The sequence below is a fragment of the Escherichia sp. Lx600-2 genome, assembly GCF_036662595.1.
Classification (GTDB): Bacteria; Pseudomonadota; Gammaproteobacteria; order Enterobacterales; family Enterobacteriaceae; genus Escherichia; species Escherichia coli.
The window spans coordinates 106727-125673 of record NZ_JAYQWM010000002.1 but is presented as its reverse complement, the minus strand read 5'-3'; the positions used below and the strand labels follow the sequence as shown (position 1 = coordinate 125673).

21 protein-coding genes are annotated in these 18947 nt (G+C 51.5%); 8 read left to right on the top strand and 13 right to left on the bottom strand.

The features are described from left to right. Positions 1-3: 3 nt before the first annotated feature. The 9 genes from hypA to yghX form a co-directional block, all read right to left on the bottom strand. Positions 4-345, bottom strand: a complete 342-nt coding sequence (hypA, locus tag OQV04_RS01295; RefSeq protein ID WP_000544953.1) for a hydrogenase maturation nickel metallochaperone HypA — start codon at positions 343-345, stop codon at positions 4-6. Beyond that, positions 338-826 carry a hydrogenase-2 assembly chaperone gene (gene hybE, locus OQV04_RS01290; RefSeq protein ID WP_000134014.1) on the bottom strand — a complete coding sequence of 163 codons (489 nt, stop codon included), beginning with the start codon at positions 824-826 and terminating at the stop codon, positions 338-340. The genes hypA and hybE overlap by 8 nt, the downstream gene beginning before the upstream one ends. Then, complete coding sequence (locus OQV04_RS01285) at positions 819-1313, bottom strand: HyaD/HybD family hydrogenase maturation endopeptidase (RefSeq protein ID WP_001221953.1); 495 nt, start codon at positions 1311-1313, stop codon at positions 819-821. The genes hybE and OQV04_RS01285 overlap by 8 nt, the downstream gene beginning before the upstream one ends. Next, complete coding sequence (gene hybC, locus OQV04_RS01280; RefSeq protein ID WP_032281600.1) at positions 1313-3016, bottom strand: hydrogenase 2 large subunit; 1704 nt, start codon at positions 3014-3016, stop codon at positions 1313-1315. Before hybC ends, OQV04_RS01285 begins: the two co-directional genes overlap by 1 nt. Further along, positions 3013-4191 (bottom strand): Ni/Fe-hydrogenase cytochrome b subunit, encoded by a 1179-nt coding sequence (gene hybB / locus OQV04_RS01275; RefSeq protein ID WP_000017703.1) that lies wholly within the window; start codon positions 4189-4191, stop codon positions 3013-3015. The genes hybC and hybB overlap by 4 nt, the downstream gene beginning before the upstream one ends. Continuing rightward, positions 4181-5167, bottom strand: a complete 987-nt coding sequence (hybA, locus tag OQV04_RS01270) for a hydrogenase 2 operon protein HybA (protein ID WP_274446551.1) — start codon at positions 5165-5167, stop codon at positions 4181-4183. Before hybA ends, hybB begins: the two co-directional genes overlap by 11 nt. 2 nt (positions 5168-5169) lie before the next feature. Then, entirely contained in the window at positions 5170-6288 is a 1119-nt protein-coding gene (gene hybO, locus OQV04_RS01265; protein ID WP_000145410.1) for a hydrogenase 2 small subunit, read from the bottom strand. Between the two features lie 188 nt (positions 6289-6476). Then, a complete protein-coding gene (gene yghW, locus OQV04_RS01260) occupies positions 6477-6764 on the bottom strand; it encodes a DUF2623 family protein YghW (RefSeq protein WP_001059136.1) in 288 nt (95 codons plus the stop codon). Between the two features lie 118 nt (positions 6765-6882). Next, positions 6883-7770: a YghX family hydrolase gene (gene yghX, locus OQV04_RS01255; RefSeq protein WP_032281601.1), complete on the bottom strand. Its 888-nt coding sequence runs from the start codon at positions 7768-7770 to the stop codon at positions 6883-6885. 156 nt (positions 7771-7926) lie between these two features. On the opposite strand from yghX, the gene gpr reads away from it, so the two are divergent. Continuing rightward, complete coding sequence (gpr, locus tag OQV04_RS01250) at positions 7927-8967, top strand: L-glyceraldehyde 3-phosphate reductase (RefSeq protein WP_000262144.1); 1041 nt, start codon at positions 7927-7929, stop codon at positions 8965-8967. Between the two features lie 39 nt (positions 8968-9006). Here gpr and OQV04_RS01245 read toward each other — a convergent pair whose 3' ends face one another. After that, positions 9007-9501, bottom strand: a complete 495-nt coding sequence (locus OQV04_RS01245; RefSeq protein ID WP_000439331.1) for a TIGR00645 family protein — start codon at positions 9499-9501, stop codon at positions 9007-9009. A gap of 190 nt (positions 9502-9691) precedes the next feature. On the opposite strand from OQV04_RS01245, the gene yghA reads away from it, so the two are divergent. Continuing rightward, positions 9692-10576, top strand: a complete 885-nt coding sequence (gene yghA / locus OQV04_RS01240) for an NADP(+)-dependent aldehyde reductase (protein ID WP_000018758.1) — start codon at positions 9692-9694, stop codon at positions 10574-10576. 271 nt (positions 10577-10847) lie between these two features. On the opposite strand, the gene exbD is transcribed toward yghA, so the two are convergent. Next, on the bottom strand, positions 10848-11273 hold the full coding sequence (gene exbD / locus OQV04_RS01235; RefSeq protein WP_001240712.1) for a TonB system transport protein ExbD: 426 nt from the start codon (positions 11271-11273) through the stop codon (positions 10848-10850). 6 nt (positions 11274-11279) lie between these two features. After that, on the bottom strand, positions 11280-12014 hold the full coding sequence (gene exbB / locus OQV04_RS01230) for a tol-pal system-associated acyl-CoA thioesterase (RefSeq protein WP_000527844.1): 735 nt from the start codon (positions 12012-12014) through the stop codon (positions 11280-11282). Between the two features lie 251 nt (positions 12015-12265). Between exbB and metC the strand changes: the two genes are divergently transcribed. Both metC and yghB read left to right on the top strand, forming a co-directional pair. After that, positions 12266-13453: a cystathionine beta-lyase gene (gene metC, locus OQV04_RS01225; protein WP_032281602.1), complete on the top strand. Its 1188-nt coding sequence runs from the start codon at positions 12266-12268 to the stop codon at positions 13451-13453. Between the two features lie 142 nt (positions 13454-13595). After that, positions 13596-14255, top strand: coding sequence for a DedA family general envelope maintenance protein YghB (gene yghB / locus OQV04_RS01220; RefSeq protein ID WP_000268419.1), 660 nt, complete (start codon positions 13596-13598; stop codon positions 14253-14255). Positions 14256-14294: 39 nt separating this feature from the next. Here the strand turns inward: yghB and yqhC are convergent, their stop codons facing one another. After that, positions 14295-15194: a DNA-binding transcriptional regulator YqhC gene (yqhC, locus tag OQV04_RS01215; RefSeq protein WP_001298382.1), complete on the bottom strand. Its 900-nt coding sequence runs from the start codon at positions 15192-15194 to the stop codon at positions 14295-14297. 193 nt (positions 15195-15387) lie between these two features. Between yqhC and yqhD the strand changes: the two genes are divergently transcribed. The 4 genes from yqhD to yqhH all read left to right on the top strand — a co-directional run bounded on the left by yqhD (position 15388) and on the right by yqhH (position 18917). After that, complete coding sequence (yqhD, locus tag OQV04_RS01210) at positions 15388-16551, top strand: alcohol dehydrogenase (protein WP_001058802.1); 1164 nt, start codon at positions 15388-15390, stop codon at positions 16549-16551. A gap of 104 nt (positions 16552-16655) precedes the next feature. After that, positions 16656-17483, top strand: a complete 828-nt coding sequence (dkgA, locus tag OQV04_RS01205; RefSeq protein ID WP_000013149.1) for a 2,5-didehydrogluconate reductase DkgA — start codon at positions 16656-16658, stop codon at positions 17481-17483. A gap of 199 nt (positions 17484-17682) precedes the next feature. Next, on the top strand, positions 17683-18573 hold the full coding sequence (locus OQV04_RS01200; protein ID WP_332641588.1) for a YbjP/YqhG family protein: 891 nt from the start codon (positions 17683-17685) through the stop codon (positions 18571-18573). Positions 18574-18659: 86 nt separating this feature from the next. After that, on the top strand, positions 18660-18917 hold the full coding sequence (gene yqhH / locus OQV04_RS01195) for a lipoprotein YqhH (RefSeq protein WP_032281604.1): 258 nt from the start codon (positions 18660-18662) through the stop codon (positions 18915-18917). The last annotated feature ends 30 nt before the right edge of the window (positions 18918-18947 follow it).

Sequence of the window (18947 nt, the reverse complement as noted above, 5' to 3'; positions counted from 1 at the left end):
CGGTTATTCAACTTCAATACTTTTGACGATCAGCGAATCGCCGGTATCGACACGCAACCGCTCGCCGTGACAGAGCGGACACTGCGCATCGTGCTGATGAATCTCCACCACCTGGCTGCAATCCCAGCACCAGGCCTGGGCGGGTTTATAGACGATATGTAAATCGCACCCTTGCGCCACCGTTCCGTGGCAGACAATTTCAAAACTAAAACGGACGGCGCTCTCCTCAACGCAGGAGAGCGCGCCAATTTCCAGCCACACGGCGGTGACGCGCTTAACATCGTGCTGCTCCGCCTGCCGTTGGATAATTTCAACGGCACTCTGGCAAAGCGACAACTCATGCATTTTCGCCACTCCTGCGACCAAACAGCAGGGCGCGACGCCCTGCGTGTGGTACATCCGGATTGGTGACCGGCAGCGAAAGGATCATTCGTGCGCAGTCATCCGTCAGGCGTTGGCCCTCTTCAATCGACATACTGTGCGAAAGCGGTGACATCAGCGAACAGGAGAGGTATTGCGAAACACCGTCCAGTTCGCCAACGGTAAAGGTCATAGTGCCATACGGCAGTTGCAGACCAATTTTTTCACTCACTTTGCGCAGCGGCCAGAGTTGATCCGGGCCGGGGAAGATAACTGCACTCAGCATCCACGGGGTGATCACACACCCCGTCCACTGACCTTCGAACAGCGTAAAATCAGAAACATACACCGGCATTGAAGGATGCAGAAAAGAGAGATCGTGCATCGAACGCCGGGCAATTTCTTCAAACGCTGCCTGTACTTGCGCCTTCGGGGAGGTCTGGAAACCTGCTATCTCTTCAGTCATGAATAGCCTCCCGTGGGATAGCTTCCACGCCAGATTCACGCAGCGCAGCCAGAACCTGCTCAAGCGCTGGTTCAATCATCGCTTCGACCGTCGGCGTCAAGCCGATGTGCGGCTCCAGTGATTCCGGAATTACGCCGACCAGGGTCAGCTTTTTCGGAAACTCGCCGGTGAAGCGCAGGGCCGACAAGACGTCGGCCAGGCCAAGCTGATGCGGAGAGATTTTGTTGGTAAACAACGCCGGAACTTCTTCATCCCGCAGGATCATCATCGTTCCCGGCGCGCTCTTCTTCGACACAATGGCATCCGCAATAATCAGATGATCGCGATTTGCCATGTCGCCAAGCAGCTCCATTCCCGCCGTGCCGCCATCGAGGATCTCAACATAATCCGGCAGAATGTATCGTTGCTCTAACGCTTCGACAATCCGCACACCGATGGCTTCATCGGTCAGCAAAATATTGCCGACCCCTAAGACTAAAATACGCATTACAGAACCTTCACTGAAACCACTTCGTTGCCGTCAGCATCCACTACGTGTACCGCACAGGCCATGCACGGGTCGAAGGAGTGAATGGTACGCACCACTTCCAACGGTTTATTCGGATCGGCAACCGGTGTACCCACCAGCGACTGCTCGTAAGGACCGACGTCATCATTGAAGTTACGCGGGCCAGAGTTCCAGGTTGATGGAACAACCGCCTGGTAGTTGCTGATGATACCGTCTTTAATAACCATCCAGTGAGAGAGCATACCGCGCGGCGCTTCGAGGAAGCCAACACCTTTGAACTCACCCGTTGCCGGAATGTTCGGCTTCACAAAGGTGGTGTGATCGCCTTTGCCGATGTTGGTGATCAGTGCACTGTATTGGTTTTGCAGGATATCCTGCAATTCACAGCAGTGAACGGTACGACCAATAATACGGCCCAGCGTAGAGTGCAGTTGCGCCACTTCCAGCGTGTTACCAGTCAGTTTCTGATAAATCGCAACGATTTCATTCAGTTTGTTCTGGGTAGATTCGCGACCTGCCGCCAGTTTCACCAGCATATTAGCCAGCGGACCCACTTCTACCGTTTTGCCGTAGAAAGTCGGTGATTTCACCCAGGAATATTTACCGTCGTCAGACCAACCATCATAAGCCGGAATGGTGGTACCTTCCCACGGTGCCTGCGGCGCTTCGTCTTTATACCAGGAGTGCTTCGCGCTTTCCTGAATTCCTTTGATCAGGTATTCATCGGAATGAGAAGTGATCGGACGATACGAGGACAGATCCGCATTCTCAATGTAGCCGCCCGGGAACAGGAAGCTGCCGTTTTTACTGTCGGTCGGGAATTCCGGCACGCTCAGGTAGTTCACCGCACCTTTACCGCGCGTCAGCCATTCCGGGTAGAACGCGGCAATAACTGCGGTATCAACCTTATAAACCTGTTCAACAAAGTCGCTCAGCTTGTCGATGAAAGACTGGATGTACATCAGGCGCTCAAGGTTCAGCACGCCCAAACCGTCGAGGTTGATCGGGTTCGCGACACCACCTACCGCCAGGTTCTGAATGTGCGGCGTTTTACCGCCCAGCAGCGCCACGACGCGGTTAGCGTCACGCTGGCACTCCAGCGCCTGCAGGTAGTGCGCTACCGCAATCAGGTTCACTTCCGGCGGCAGTTTCATCGCCGGGTGACCCCAGTAGCCATTGGCGAAAATACCCAACTGACCGCTGGCAACCAGATCTTTGATCTTGTTCTGAACTTTAGTGAACTCTTCCGGACTGTTCAGATGCCAGGTCGAAACGCCTTTCAGCATTTCGGAGGCTTTGGTTGGGTCAGCTTGCAGTGCAGAAGTGATGTCCACCCAGTCCAGCGCCGAAAGCTGATAGAAATGAACGATATGGTCATGCGTGGTGTGCGCAGCCAGAATGATGTTACGGATGTATTGCGCGTTAACCGGAACGTCGATATTCAGCGCACTTTCTGCCGCACGAACGGAAGACAGCGCGTGAGTGGTAGTACATACGCCACAGATACGTTGCACAATCATCCATGCATCGCGCGGATCGCGTTTTTTCACGATCTCTTCCATGCCGCGCCACATGGTACCGGAAGCCCATGCTTTCGAAACGACGCCATTTTCGATTTCGCAATCGATGCGTAAATGCCCCTCAATACGGGTTACCGGATCAATAGTAATTCTCTGGCTCATGCTTTGCTCGCCTCATGACGATTATGATCGTTTTGTTTTAAAGGAGGAAGTATCGGCAGTAGACGAATGAGTACGATGTAAGCGCAAATCTCAATAGCCACAAAACCAATAGAAATCAACAGTTCTTCCCAGGTCGGGAAGTAGGCGTAACCGCCGCCCGGGTTGAATGCCACCAGCGAATAGGTCAGACGCCAGGTTGCACAACCTAACAGTGCGCTCAGTGCTGACAGGAACAGCATGCGGGAATCATTACGCAGCTTCGCCACACGCAGAACGACCAGCGGGAAGAGCATCAGCAGGACTTCAATCCAGAACATCACGGAGTAGAAGTCACCGGCAAACGCTAACGACAGCTTGTCGCGATAGATAAGCTCGCCAAAGCGCAGCACGATGAAAATCGCCAGCAACACACTGATGGTGTTGGTCAGCTTAACGAACAGGCTCTTTTCATCCGGACCGTTGCCACGCAGACCCGCCTGCACCAGTGAACCTTCAAAGATGACAATCGAGAAGCCCATGATGAACGCCGTCAGCAGCGAGAACAGCGGCAACATTTCATAGCTCTGCCACAGCGGATGCACCTTGTAGCCCGCCGAGATCATCAGCGACCCCATTGAAGACTGGTGCATGGTCGGCAGCAGCGCACCGAGCGCGATGATGAAGAACATCACCTTGTTCAGACGCTGTAGCGACACCTTCCAGCCCAGCCGTTCAAACAGTGCCGGAGCAAACTCCAGAGCCATCACGCCGATGTAGATGGTCATACAGACCGCCGTCTCGAACAGTACCGAGTTCACGTTGAAGTGACCCGGAATGTAGAAGTACGGCAGGTTCCAGTAGCGACCCACGTCGATAGTGATCGACAAGCCACCCAGTGAGTAACCAAACAGACTCGCCAACAGCGCCGGACGCACCAGCGGATGGTATTGCCCACGGTTAAAGACGTATACCGCCCACGCCAGCGCCCAGCCGCCACAGGCAAAGCCGGTGCCAATCAGCAGGTCAAACGCGATCCACACGCCCCACGGGAAGCCGCCGTTCAGGTCAGAGACAGAGCCCAGACCGAACACCAGACGCTTCACAATCAGGAGCATACAGATGACGATTAACGGTCCAAAAATCATGACCGGTTTACTGATGATTTTGCCGCCCAGCGGTTGTGGATCATGACTCATGATCGTCTCCTCCGTCGTGATGGTCGTTTTTGGTGTTGCGACGAACCAGCACGGTTAAGCCCGCCAGCACAGCCAGTGGTAGCATCATGCCTTTATACAGGGTGTGTTGAATATTTTCGGAACGCGCACCGGTAGAAAGATCGTCCAGTTTCGGCAGGTCGAGATTTTCATAAGGCACACCCGTCAGTACCAGAACCTGAGTACCGCCGCCCTCTTTCTCGCCGTACAGATGCGGATAATATTTCGGCACCGTATGCAGGTAAGTGTCGCCAGATTTCAGCGTCTGACGCGGATAGTGGTATTCGCTGCCAGGCTTCAGCGCCAGACGTTTTTTCGCCTCCGCCATCAGCTCTTCACGCGTACCTAAAATCACCGCGCCCGCCGGGCACACTTCTACGCAGCCAGGCAGACCGCCTTTATCGAGACGTTCCACACCTTTCTGGTTGCACAGCTCGCACTTATGCAGCGCACCAAACGGGTTGTTGTAGTCGTACTTCGGCACGTTGTACGGACAGGCGACCATGCAGTAACGGCAACCGGTGCACACGTCTTTGTCGTAATGGACAATGCCGGTTTTCGGATCTTTTTTCAGTGCAGAGACCGGGCACACAGAGACACAGTTCGGATCGACGCAGTGCATACACTGTTTCTTAATGTACGCGTAGCCGTTCTCCTCCTGGTCTTTGTTGACCCCTGTGCCGCTGGTCCACACCTGAATGATGTTATTGGTATACGGCGACAGTTTGTCGTTGTTCGACCAGGTCTGTTCCCCTTGCGGGTTACGTTCAGGGAAGTTGATATCCTGACACTTGGTGACGCAAGCCTGGCAGCCTACGCACAAGGTCGAGTCGTACAACATCCCCAGCGATCCCGGAATTGGCGGGCGGTTTTCAGCAGCCGCATGACTGACAGACGGCAGCGCGCCCGTCAGCAATGCCCCGCAGGAGGCTGCTTTAATAAAATTACGTCTGTTCACGGTTATTCTCCCCGTGAGTCAGCGTTATCTTTCTTTTGCTGACGACCCAGTTCACGCACCGCCATCACGCTGACACCGGCAACCAACCCAACCACACCGCCGAGCAAACCAATAGCGCCTGCAGAGACGTTGCCGCCCTCTTTAGCGTTAACATCCGGTTTCTGTGAACGCGGAGTCTGATTTTCGACGTTGGCAAGCTGATGGATGCCTTTATGGAAGCCGATACCTTCTTCGTTACAGCCATAGCACGGGTGACCAATCGCCACCGGCCACACACCGCCAACATCGCAGAATTGCAGCGTTGAGCAGTTGCCGTAAGTTTCTGGCCCTTTACAGCCGAGGTGGTACAGGCACCAGCCTTCGCGGTGGCCTTCATCACCGAACTCTTTGGCAAAACGACCAGCATCGAAGTGCGGGCGACGTTCGCAGTGTTCGTGAATCAGACGGCCATAGGCGAAGGTCGGACGGTTTTTGTCATCCAGTTTCGGCGGTTTGCCGTAAGTGATGATGTGCGCAACGGTCGCGAGGAAGTTGTGCGGGTTCGGCGGGCAGCCCGGAATATTGATAACGGTTTTGCCTGGCAGAACTTCTTGCAGGCTGACTGCGCCAGTTGGGTTAACTCCAGCTGCGGCAACACCGCCCCACGCAGAGCAGGAACCGATAGCGATAATGGCTGCTGCGCCTTCCGCCGCTTTGCGGATGTGATCCACAATCGGCTCACCGGCAACCATGCAATAAATACCGTTATCTTTTAATGGGATGGAACCATCCACCACTAACACATACTGCCCTTTGTACTTCTCGAGAGCGTTATGTTTGTTCTCTTCGACCTGATGACCGAAGGCGGCGGAAAGCACTTCGTGATACTCCAGAGAGATAGTCTCCAGTACGAGGTTTTCTACCGTTGGATGCGTTGCACGAAGCAGAGATTCCGTACAACCGGTGCACTCCTGCGCGCCAATCCAGATAACTGGCGGACGCTGCGGGTTAGTAACCGATTCGGCCATCTCTGCAGCGGCTTTGCTACTTAACCCCATGGTGGCGGCTAATGCTGCACAAAGCTTCATGAAATCACGACGGTTAATGCCGTGAGAATGGATGAGGGTGTTATCTCCAGTCATTTATAGTTATTCCGTTGCGAAGACCTGGCATATATTTTGCCTCAATCGCAAAATCAATAATGCGATCGATGCGCCATTTACCACACATTTATTATGGTTATCGATATCATGATACTGCGGCGGGGCGCTAAAACGAAGGGAAGAAGCATTAGTGTAATTAATTAAAGCAAGATAATACGTATGTTTGATCAATTTTCGAGGCGATAACCGGCCATAAAAAAGCGCAACGTAGAACAGGAATTATTCTCACGAAAGAAATCCATTACCATCTCTTTATCCAGTCCATAGCGGCGCGTCAGAATACCCGCTTCCCAGGCGCTAAGCTGGCGATCTCCGGTCTTTTCGTACATCCGGTGTGAGTAGCCTAATACAAAACCGCGTTTATAATCGGCACAGAATTTTGTCACATTAACCGCACTGTCGGCATGCGTTGCTTTTAATCCCGCCATTAAGCCTTTACCAAAATGGTTATTCATCGTTCACCTCATTCGCTATATATCGTCATATATAGCGATATTTTAGGCAAAGAACGACTTTTGCGCACGCTATTTTTTCATGCTTGTTTAAGACGTAATCCCGTAAGAGATAAACCTATCAGGAGAGATATTTATCGAACCATTTCAGTGTCCTTTGCCAGGCAAGATCGGCGGCAGATTTGTCATAACGGGGCGTGGAATCATTATGGAATCCGTGATTAACCCCCGGATAGATATACGCCTCATAAAACTTATTATTGGCTTTCAACGCCGCCTCGTAAGCAGGCCAGCCCTCGTTGATTCGGGTGTCCAGTTCCGCGAAGTGGAGTAGTAAAGGCGCTTCAATCTTCGCCACATCGGCAGTGGGTGCCTGACGACCATAAAACGGCACTGCGCAGGCCAGTTCCGGGTAAGCGACCGCTGCCGCGTTCGATACGCCACCGCCATAGCAAAATCCGGTAATACCCACTTTGCCTGTCGCTTGCGGATAGCGTTGCATAAACTCAATTGCGGCAAAGAAATCATTCATCAGTTTGGTTGGATCAACCTGCTGTTGCAGCTCACGACCTTTATCATCATTTCCCGGATAACCTCCAACGGAACTTAAGCCGTCAGGTGCCAGGGCGATATACCCCGCCTTCGCCACTCGCCGTGCCACATCTTCGATATACGGATTCAGTCCACGATTCTCATGCACCACCACCACGGCTGGCGTTTTGCCGCTCATTTTTGCGGGTTTAACCAGATAACCCCGTACCTCGCCGTGACCATTTGGCGAAGGATACGTGATGTACTCAGCAAAAATCTCCGGGTCGGTAAACTCTACCTGAGTCGCCAGCGCATAATTTGGCTTGAGCAAATCAAACAACGCTAATGCCGTCATCCCGCCTACCGCATACTTCGCCGCAAGGTTGAGAAACTCACGTTTCGAGATTTTCCCGTGAGCATAATAGTCGTAGTAATCCAGCAACTCTTGTGGGAAATCTTTGGCGGTTAAACGCGGCATCGTTGCACTCCTCAGTTGGTGTTTTTTTAAGCAAAGCATAAGCACGTGTTTTTGCCCAGTTTTTCGTCACTCTGTGAGCCAGACTACGGGATACGCGCTGGCGAATCGCTAAACTAGAAACATTGTTTCGAAATTGAACGGTGGAAAGGAGAGGTCATGGTCTGGTTAGCGAATCCCGAGCGTTACGGGCAGATGCAGTACCGTTATTGCGGAAAAAGCGGTTTACGCCTGCCCGCGTTATCGCTCGGTTTATGGCACAATTTCGGTCACGTTAACGCGCTGGAATCACAGCGTGCGATCCTGCGTAAAGCGTTTGATTTAGGCATTACGCACTTTGATTTAGCCAACAATTACGGGCCGCCTCCAGGAAGCGCAGAAGAGAACTTTGGTCGCCTGCTGCGGGAGGATTTTGCCGCTTATCGCGATGAACTGATTATCTCTACCAAGGCTGGCTACGATATGTGGCCCGGCCCTTACGGCTCTGGCGGTTCACGTAAATACCTGCTCGCCAGCCTCGACCAAAGCCTGAAGCGTATGGGGCTTGAGTATGTCGATATCTTTTACTCTCATCGCGTCGATGAAAATACGCCGATGGAAGAAACCGCCTCTGCGCTGGCTCATGCGGTACAAAGCGGTAAGGCGCTGTATGTCGGGATCTCCTCTTACTCGCCAGAGCGGACGCAAAAAATGGTCGAGTTGCTGCACGAGTGGAAAATTCCGCTGTTAATTCATCAACCTTCGTACAATTTACTAAACCGCTGGGTGGATAAAAGCGGCCTGCTGGATACCCTGCAAAATAACGGCGTGGGCTGCATTGCCTTTACTCCTCTGGCTCAGGGATTGCTGACCGGAAAATATCTCAACGGCATTCCTGAAGATTCACGGATGCATCGTGAAGGGAATAAAGTTCGTGGCCTGACGCCGAAAATGCTCACCGAAGCCAACCTCAACAGCCTGCGCTTATTGAATGAAATGGCACAGCAGCGTGGACAATCAATGGCGCAAATGGCGTTAAGCTGGTTGCTGAAAGATGATCGCGTGACGTCGGTATTGATTGGTGCCAGCCGCGCGGAGCAACTTGAGGAGAACGTGCAGGCGCTGAATAATCTGACATTTAGCACCGAGGAACTGGCGCAGATTGATCAGCATATCGCCGATGGCGAGCTGAATCTGTGGCAGGCGTCTTCCGATAAATGACCTGTTAATAACGGGCGCGAGAACCGCGCCCGAATCAGATCAGTGATTATGACGAGTCAGTCGGTCAAGATAGCCCATCACAAATGCAGAGAGCACAAACGTCAGATGGATAATGACGTACCACATCAGTTTGTTATCAGGGACATTTTTCGCATCCATAAAGACGCGCAGTAAGTGAATGGAAGAAATTGCCACAATCGACGCTGCTACTTTATTTTTCAGCGACGTTGCATCCATTTTCCCCAGCCAGTTCAGCTTCTCTTTGTTCTCGGAGATATCCAGTTGTGAGACGAAATTCTCATAACCGGAAAACATCACCATCACCAGCAAACCGCCAACCAGTGTCATATCCACCAGCGACAGCAACACGAGGATCAAATCTGATTCCGCCATCGAGAAGATATTCGGCAGTACGTGAATAATCTCCTGGAAGAACTTCAGCGCCAGGGCAACTAACGCCAGCGAAAGGCCAAAGTACACGGGGGCAAGCAGCCAGCGAGAAGCATACATTGCATTTTCAAGAAAACGTTCCATACATTCCTGTCGTGTAGTTAAAACGGGCAACAGTATATCGCAATTGAGTAAACAGCGCGCAACAGCAAATCAACATATCCGTTAAACCTTTGTCGCATAATTCTGAGGGTTAGGGATCTTCCTGGTTCCCTTATCAACGCATCGAGAGCGTCTACCCTTAAAGGACGTTGAACCTGAAGGGAGAAAAACGATGTCTCATTTAAAAGACCCGACCACGCAGTATTACACTGGTGAATATCCCAAACAGAAACAACCGACGCCAGGCATCCAGGCGAAGATGACACCGGTACCGGATTGCGGCGAGAAAACCTATGTTGGTAGCGGTCGCCTGAAAGATCGTAAAGCCCTGGTGACAGGGGGCGATTCCGGAATCGGTCGCGCTGCCGCCATCGCTTACGCGCGTGAAGGGGCTGACGTGGCGATCAGTTATCTTCCCGTGGAAGAAGAAGACGCTCAGGATGTGAAAAAGATCATTGAAGAATGCGGACGCAAAGCCGTTCTGCTGCCAGGCGATTTAAGCGATGAGAAATTTGCCCGTTCGCTGGTTCACGAAGCGCATAAGGCCTTAGGTGGGCTGGATATTATGGCGCTGGTCGCCGGGAAACAGGTTGCCATTCCTGATATTGCAGACCTCACCAGCGAACAGTTTCAAAAGACCTTTGCCATTAACGTTTTCGCGCTGTTCTGGCTAACCCAGGAAGCGATCCCCCTGCTACCGAAAGGTGCAAGTATTATCACCACTTCGTCAATCCAGGCATACCAGCCAAGCCCGCATTTACTGGACTATGCGGCTACGAAGGCGGCAATTCTGAACTACAGCCGTGGCCTGGCAAAACAGGTCGCAGAGAAAGGTATTCGGGTGAATATTGTCGCGCCAGGCCCGATCTGGACAGCACTGCAAATTTCCGGCGGACAAACGCAGGATAAGATCCCGCAGTTTGGTCAGAAAACGCCGATGAAGCGTGCGGGGCAACCGGCGGAACTGGCCCCTGTATATGTTTATCTGGCAAGTCAGGAGTCGAGCTACGTCACCGCAGAAGTGCACGGCGTGTGCGGCGGCGAGCATTTAGGTTAAAAAAATACCCGGTTGTGAAAAGCAACCGGGCATCATTGTGAATTCACTCTTACCTGATGTGGCGAAAACGCCTTATCCACCTACAAACGCATGAAGATTCAACATGTTGCAATAGATTTTGTAGGCCTGATAAGCGTAGCGCATCAGGCATTGAGCACCTAATGCCGGATGCGGCGTGAACGCCTTATCCGGCCTACAAACGCACGAAGATTCAACATGTTGCAATAGATTTTGTAGGCCTGATGAGCGTAGCGCATCAGGCAATTCTACTTTACTTCGCTTTGGCAGTTTCTTCGCCAACCAGACCTATCTTCAGGTAACCCGCCTGATGCAGCGTATCCATTACCTTCATCAACGTCTCGTAATCGACGGTTTTGTCCGCTCGGAAGAAGATGGTGGTGTCTTTCTTACCTTCGGTTAACGCATTCAACGCCGTAATCATTGTTTCATCGGTGACCGGATCGTTACCGATAAACATCGAGTTGTCTGCCTTCACCGACAGATAAACCGGTTTTTCCGGGCGCGGCTGCGGCGTGCTGGTAGAAGCAGGCAAGTTAACCTTCACATCTACCGTCGCTAACGGTGCCGCCACCATAAAGATAATCAGCAGAACCAACATCACGTCGATAAACGGCGTCACGTTGATATCATGCATTTCGCCGTTATCATCGAGGTTTTCGTTAAGATGCATTGCCATCGGACATTATCCTGCGCGTAATTTTTGTGCGACACGAACCGGATGCGCAGCGGCGCTGGCTTCCAGATCCAGGTCACGGCTTTGCAGCAATAATACCTGCGCTGCAACATCACCCAGCATCGCTTTAAAGCCGCCAATCTGACGCGCGAATACGTTATAGATAACGACCGCCGGAATCGCTGCCACCAGACCGATTGCCGTTGCTAACAGAGCTTCTGCGATACCCGGCGCAACGACTGCCAGGTTAGTAGTCTGCGTTTGCGCGATACCAATAAAGCTGTTCATGATGCCCCAGACCGTACCAAACAGCCCAACGAACGGCGAAATCGCGCCGATGGTTGCCAGATAGCCGTTACCGCGGCCCATTTGACGACCTACTGCGGCGACCCGACGCTCCAGACGGAAGCTGGTACGTTCTTTAATACCTTCGTTATCGTCGCTGCCTTCTGACAGTTCCAGCTCATTCTGCGCTTCATTGAGCAAATGCAGGCTTAAGCTTTTGCTACCAAAATCAGCGGCGATATCGTTGGCCTGGTTTAAGGAACGCGCTTCAGCCAGCAGTTGCTGCTCGCGCTTAAGGCGACGCTTCTGATTGAAGAACTCTACGCTCTTACTGAAGAAGATTGCCCAGGTGACTACGGAGGCCAAAATAAGCCCAATCATCACACACTTAACGACAATATCGGCGTGCTGATACATACCCCAGACGGAAAGGTCCGTCTGCATTAAATTATTACCCACTGTGTATCTCCAGGACGCAAGTCACAAAATCTGCGCATAATAATATCAAAACGACGTCGAATTGATAGTCGTTCTCATTACTATTTGCATACTGCCGTACCTTTGCTTTCTTTTCCTTGCGTTTACGCAGTAAAAAAGTCACCAGCACGCCATTTGCGAAAATTTTCTGCTTTATGCCAATTCTTCAGGATGCGCCCGCGAATATTCATGCTAGTTTAGACATCCAGACGTATAAAAACAGGAATCCCGACATGGCGGACAAAAAGCTTGATACTCAACTGGTGAATGCAGGACGCAGCAAAAAATACACTCTCGGCGCGGTAAATAGCGTGATTCAGCGCGCTTCTTCGCTGGTATTTGAGAGTATGGAAGCCAAAAAGCACGCGACGCGCAATCGCGCCAATGGCGAGTTGTTCTATGGACGGCGCGGAACGTTAACCCATTTTTCCTTACAACAAGCGATGTGTGAACTGGAAGGTGGCGCAGGCTGCGCGCTATTTCCCTGCGGGGCGGCAGCGGTTGCTAATTCGATTCTTGCTTTTGTCGAACAGGGCGATCATGTGTTGATGACCAACACCGCCTATGAACCGAGTCAGGATTTCTGTAGCAAAATCCTCAGCAAACTGGGCGTAACGACATCGTGGTTTGATCCGCTGATTGGTGCCGATATCGTTAAGCATCTGCAGCCAAACACTAAAATCGTGTTTCTGGAATCGCTAGGCTCCATCACCATGGAAGTCCACGACGTTCCGGCGATTGTTGCCGCCGTACGCAGTGTGGTGCCGGATGCCATCATTATGATCGACAACACCTGGGCAGCCGGTGTGCTGTTTAAGGCGCTGGATTTTGGCATCGATGTTTCTATTCAGGCCGCCACCAAATATCTGGTTGGGCATTCAGATGCGATGATTGGCACTGCCGTGTGCAATGCCCGTTGCTGGGAGCAGCTACGGGAAAATGCCTATCTGATGGGCCAAATGGTCGATGCTGATACCGCCTATATAACCAGCCGTGGCCTGCGCACATTAGGTGTGCGTTTGCGTCAACATCATGAAAGCAGTCTGAAAGTGGCCGAATGGCTGGCAGAACATCCGCAAGTTGCGCGAGTTAACCACCCTGCCCTGCCAGGCAGTAAAGGACACGAATTCTGGAAACGAGACTTTACAGGCAGCAGCGGGCTATTTTCCTTTGTGCTTAAGAAAAAACTCAATGATGAAGAGCTGGCGAACTATCTGGATAACTTCAGTTTATTCAGCATGGCCTACTCGTGGGGCGGGTATGAATCGTTGATCCTGGCAAATCAACCAGAACATATCGCCGCCATTCGCCCACAAGGCGAGATCGATTTTAGCGGGACCTTGATTCGCCTGCATATTGGTCTGGAAGATGTCGACGATCTGATTGCCGATCTGGACGCCGGTTTTGCGCGGATTGTATAACATTGCCACTTTTGGACAATTTTGCAGACATTTTATTGTGAAAAGTCTTAAATTGTTGCGTCCGGGATCAAGGCGTCCCGGACGATTCAGGAGTACAATAATAGGCAGATAAAGGCTTAAACGCTGTTCCACAGGAAAGTCCATGGCTGTTATTCAAGATATCATCGCTGCGCTCTGGCAACACGACTTTGCCGCGCTGGCGGATCCTCATATTGTTAGCGTTGTTTACTTTGTCATGTTTGCCACGCTGTTTTTAGAAAACGGCCTGCTGCCCGCCTCATTTTTGCCAGGCGACAGCTTGTTGATATTGGCTGGCGCATTGATTGCCCAGGGGGTTATGGATTTTCTGCCTACGATTGCGATTCTGACCGCCGCAGCAAGTCTGGGCTGCTGGCTAAGTTATATTCAGGGGCGCTGGTTAGGGAATACCAAAACGGTGAAAGGCTGGCTGGCACAGCTTCCTGCTAAATATCATCAGCGCGCCACCTGCATGTTTGACCGCCACGGTCTGCTGGCGCTGCTGGCTGGACGTTTTCTTGCATTTGTCCGTACGCTGCTGCCAACCATGGCGGGAATTTCCGGTCTGCCAAACCGCCGTTTCCAGTTTTTCAACTGGTTAAGCGGATTGCTGTGGGTCAGCGTGGTAACCAGTTTCGGCTATGCCTTAAGTATGATTCCGTTCGTTAAACGCCATGAAGATCAGGTAATGACGTTCCTGATGATCCTGCCAATTGCCTTGTTAACCGCTGGCTTGTTAGGCACGCTGTTTGTGGTGATTAAAAAAAAATACTGTAACGCCTGACGATTTTCCCTGTTCCCGGTTGCTGTACCGGGAACGTATTTAATTCCCCTGCATCGCCCGCATTCTTGCCGCATCTTCCCCCGGCGTCACACCGAAGTAACGTTTAAACTCACGGCTAAATTGCGATGCGCTTTCATAGCCGACGCGCATCGCTGCTGCGCTGGCCTTCATGCCGTCATGGATGATCATCATCCGCGCCTTATGCAGACGGTAATTCTTCAAATACTGCAACGGCGAGGTGCTGGTGACAGACTTAAAATTATGGTGGAACGCCGATACGCTCATATTGGCTTCTGCCGCCAGTTGCTCGACGCTCAGGTTTTCGGTGTATTTATTCTCAATCCGTTTCAGTACGCGGCTAATCAGACTGAAGTGAGTCTGGCGACTGACCAGCGCCAGTAACGCGCCGCCGCAAGGTCCGGTCAGCACGTAGTACAGAATTTCGCGGATGATCTGTTTGCCGAGAATACGCGCATCCAGTGGTCGCTCCATCACGTCGAGTAACCGCTCCGCCGCGCATAAAATCTCTTCTGATAACGTGGCGGAGTTAATCCCGCTGGCTGCCATCGACGGCTGGAAATGCTCATCTTCGCCAATGTCCATCAACAGTTCCTGTAACTGCAAAATATCGACATTGAGACGCAACCCTGCCAGCGGCACCTCTGACGTGGCATAGGTTTCGCACTCAAACGGCAACGGCACCGTCAGCAGCAGGTATTCATTGGCATCATAACGAAACACGCGTTCATTGATATAACCGATTTTATGTCCGGAAAAGAGAATTATGATGCCAGGCTCGTACATCACCGGTGTACGTGCGAAAGGCGTCTCGCCATACAACAAACGCACATCGGGCAACAGTTCTGACAAACTATTTTCTTTATTTTTCAGTTTATTAACTTTATCCGCCAGCAAGCGGCAAATCTCTTCACGTTTCATATCGCGTAATTTCTTAGGAATAATGCGGCAATTTGATTGTGCGCAATTTTGTAGCATTTCTCCAGCACTCTGGAGAAATAGGCAAGACATTGGCAGAAATGAGCATTGAGAGCCAGGGCGCTGGCGATCACAATGAAAAACATCAGGCAGATCGTTCTCTGCCCTCATATTGGCCCAGCAAAGGGAGCAAGTAATGAACAACTTTAATCTGCACACCCCAACCCGCATTCTGTTTGGTAAAGGCGCAATCGCTGGTTTACGCGAACAAATTCCTCACGATGCTCGCGTATTGATTACCTACGGTGGCGGCAGCGTGAAAAAAACCGGCGTTCTCGATCAAGTTCTGGATGCCCTGAAAGGCATGGACGTGCTGGAATTTGGCGGTATTGAGCCAAACCCGGCTTATGAAACGCTGATGAACGCCGTGAAACTGGTTCGCGAACAGAAAGTGACTTTCCTGCTGGCGGTTGGCGGCGGTTCTGTACTGGACGGCACCAAATTTATCGCCGCAGCGGCTAACTATCCGGAAAATATCGATCCGTGGCACATTCTGCAAACGGGTGGTAAAGAGATTAAAAGCGCCATCCCGATGGGCTGTGTGCTGACGCTGCCAGCAACCGGTTCAGAATCCAACGCCGGTGCGGTGATCTCCCGTAAAACCACAGGCGATAAGCAGGCGTTCCATTCTGCTCATGTTCAGCCCGTATTTGCCGTGCTCGATCCGGTTTATACCTACACCCTGCCGCCGCGTCAGGTGGCTAACGGCGTAGTGGACGCCTTTGTACACACCGTGGAACAGTATGTTACCAAACCGGTTGATGCCAAAATTCAGGACCGTTTCGCAGAAGGCATTTTGCTGACGCTGATCGAAGATGGTCCGAAAGCCCTGAAAGAGCCAGAAAACTACGATGTGCGCGCCAACGTCATGTGGGCGGCGACTCAGGCGCTGAACGGTTTGATTGGCGCTGGCGTACCGCAGGACTGGGCAACGCATATGCTGGGCCACGAACTGACTGCGATGCACGGTCTGGATCACGCGCAAACACTGGCTATCGTCCTGCCTGCACTGTGGAATGAAAAACGCGATACCAAGCGCGCTAAGCTGCTGCAATATGCTGAACGCGTCTGGAACATCACTGAAGGTTCCGACGATGAGCGTATTGACGCCGCGATTGCCGCAACCCGCAATTTCTTTGAGCAATTAGGCGTGCCTACCCACCTCTCCGACTACGGTCTGGACGGCAGCTCCATCCCGGCTTTGCTGAAAAAACTGGAAGAGCACGGCATGACCCAACTGGGCGAAAATCATGACATTACGCTGGATGTCAGCCGCCGTATATACGAAGCCGCCCGCTAAGCTTTTTACGCCTCAAACTTTCGTTTTCGGGCATTTCGTCCAGACTTAAGTTCACAACACCTCACCGGAGCCTGCTCCGGTGAGTTCATATAAAGGAGGAACGTATGGCTAATCCAACCGTTATTAAGCTACAGGATGGCAATGTCATGCCCCAGTTGGGACTGGGCGTCTGGCAAGCAAGTAATGAGGAAGTAATCACCGCCATTCAAAAAGCGTTAGAAGTGGGTTATCGCTCGATTGATACCGCCGCGGCCTATAAGAACGAAGAAGGTGTCGGCAAAGCCCTGAAAAATGCCTCAGTCAACAGAGAAGAACTGTTCATCACCACTAAGCTGTGGAACGACGACCACAAGCGCCCCCGCGAAGCCCTGCTCGACAGCCTGAAAAAACTCCAGCTTGATTATATCGACCTCTACTTAATGCACTGGCCCGTTCCCGCTATCGACCATTATGTCGAAGCATGGAAAGGCATGATCGAATTGCAAAAAGAGGGATTAATCAAAAGCATCGGCGTGTGCAACTTCCAGATCCATCACCTGCAACGCCTGATTGATGAAACTGGCGTGACGCCTGTGATAAACCAGATCGAACTTCATCCGCTGATGCAACAACGCCAGCTACACGCCTGGAACGCGACACACAAAATCCAGACCGAATCCTGGAGCCCATTAGCGCAAGGAGGGAAAGGCGTTTTCGATCAGAAAGTCATTCGCGATCTGGCAGATAAATACGGCAAAACCCCGGCGCAGATTGTTATCCGCTGGCATCTGGATAGCGGCCTGGTGGTGATCCCGAAATCGGTCACACCTTCACGTATTGCCGAAAACTTTGATGTCTGGGATTTCCGTCTCGACAAAGACGAACTCGGCGAAATTGCAAAACTCGATCAGGGCAAGCGTCTCGGTCCCGATCCTGACCAGTTCGGCGGCTAACGTGCAAATTCTCCCGGTGGCGGTAATGTTCCGCTACCGGACTTTTCAGAAATCATTTATTCCCCTCGCGTCCCGCCCGTTGTTACTCTTCCTTGTTCAGGAATGCCAAATATAAGGACATCATCATGCAGAGCCGGAAGCTCTTAAAAGAACAACTCATCTATATCCGGGATAAACGCAACGGAGAGGTGAAAAACAGATGAAAATAATACTTCTGTTTTTAGCAGCCCTGGCAAGTTTTACCGTGCACGCACAGCCCCCCTCACAGACCGTAGAACAAACAGTCCGGCATATTTATCAGAACTATAAATCAGATGCCACTGCCCCTTATTTTGGTGAAACCGGAGAGCGGGCGATAACTTCTGCGCGTATTCAACAGGCGCTTACCCTGAACGACAATCTTACGCTGCCGGGCAATATTGGCTGGCTGGATTATGATCCGGTTTGTGATTGTCAGGATTTTGGCGATCTGGTGCTAGAAAACGTAGCGATAACCGAAACTGACGCCGATCATGCCGATGCCGTTGTGCGCTTTCGTATCTTTAAAGATGATAAAGAAAAGACCACGCAGACACTGAAAATGGTGGCGGAAAATGGTCGTTGGGTCATTGACGATATTGTCAGCAATCATGGCAGCGTCTTACAAGCAGTTAATAGCGAGAATGAAAAAACGCTGGCCGCTTTAGCTTCGTTGCAAAAAGAACAGCCGGAAGCCTTTGTTGCCGAACTCTTTGAACATATTGCCGATTATAGCTGGCCGTGGACGTGGGTGGTTTCCGACTCTTACCGCCAGGCGGTCAATGCCTTCTATAAAACCACCTTCAAAGCGGCCAACAATCCCGATGAAGATATGCAAATAGAACGGCAATTTATTTACGACAATCCGATCTGTTTTGGCGAAGAGTCGCTATTTTCACGCGTTGATGAAATTCGAGTCCTGGAGAAAACCGCCGATTCCGCCCGCATTCATATTCGTTTTACGCTGACCAATGGCAACAACGAAGAGCAAGAACTGGTTTTACAACGGCGCGCAGGTAAGTGGGAAATCGCTGATTTTATCCGCCCGAACAGCGGCAGCCTACTTAAGTAGATTGAGGCAAAAACCGCCGCCAGATTAAAGCAATGAGCTGAATTAAATAACAATTAGCCGGAACAATAAATAAAAGGGAACACTATATGAAAACGATTTTCACCGTGGGAGCTGTTGTTCTGGCAACCTGCTTGCTCAGTGGCTGCGTCAATGAGCAAAAGGTCAATCAACTGGCGAGCAATGTACAAACATTAAATGCCAAAATCGCCCGGCTTGAGCAGGATATGAAAGCACTACGCCCACAAATCTATGCTGCCAAATCCGAAGCTAACAGAGCCAATACGCGTCTTGATGCACAGGACTATTTTGAATGCCTACGCTGCATGCGTATGTACGCAGAATGATAAAAAAATCCCCGGCAGCATGTCAGTTGC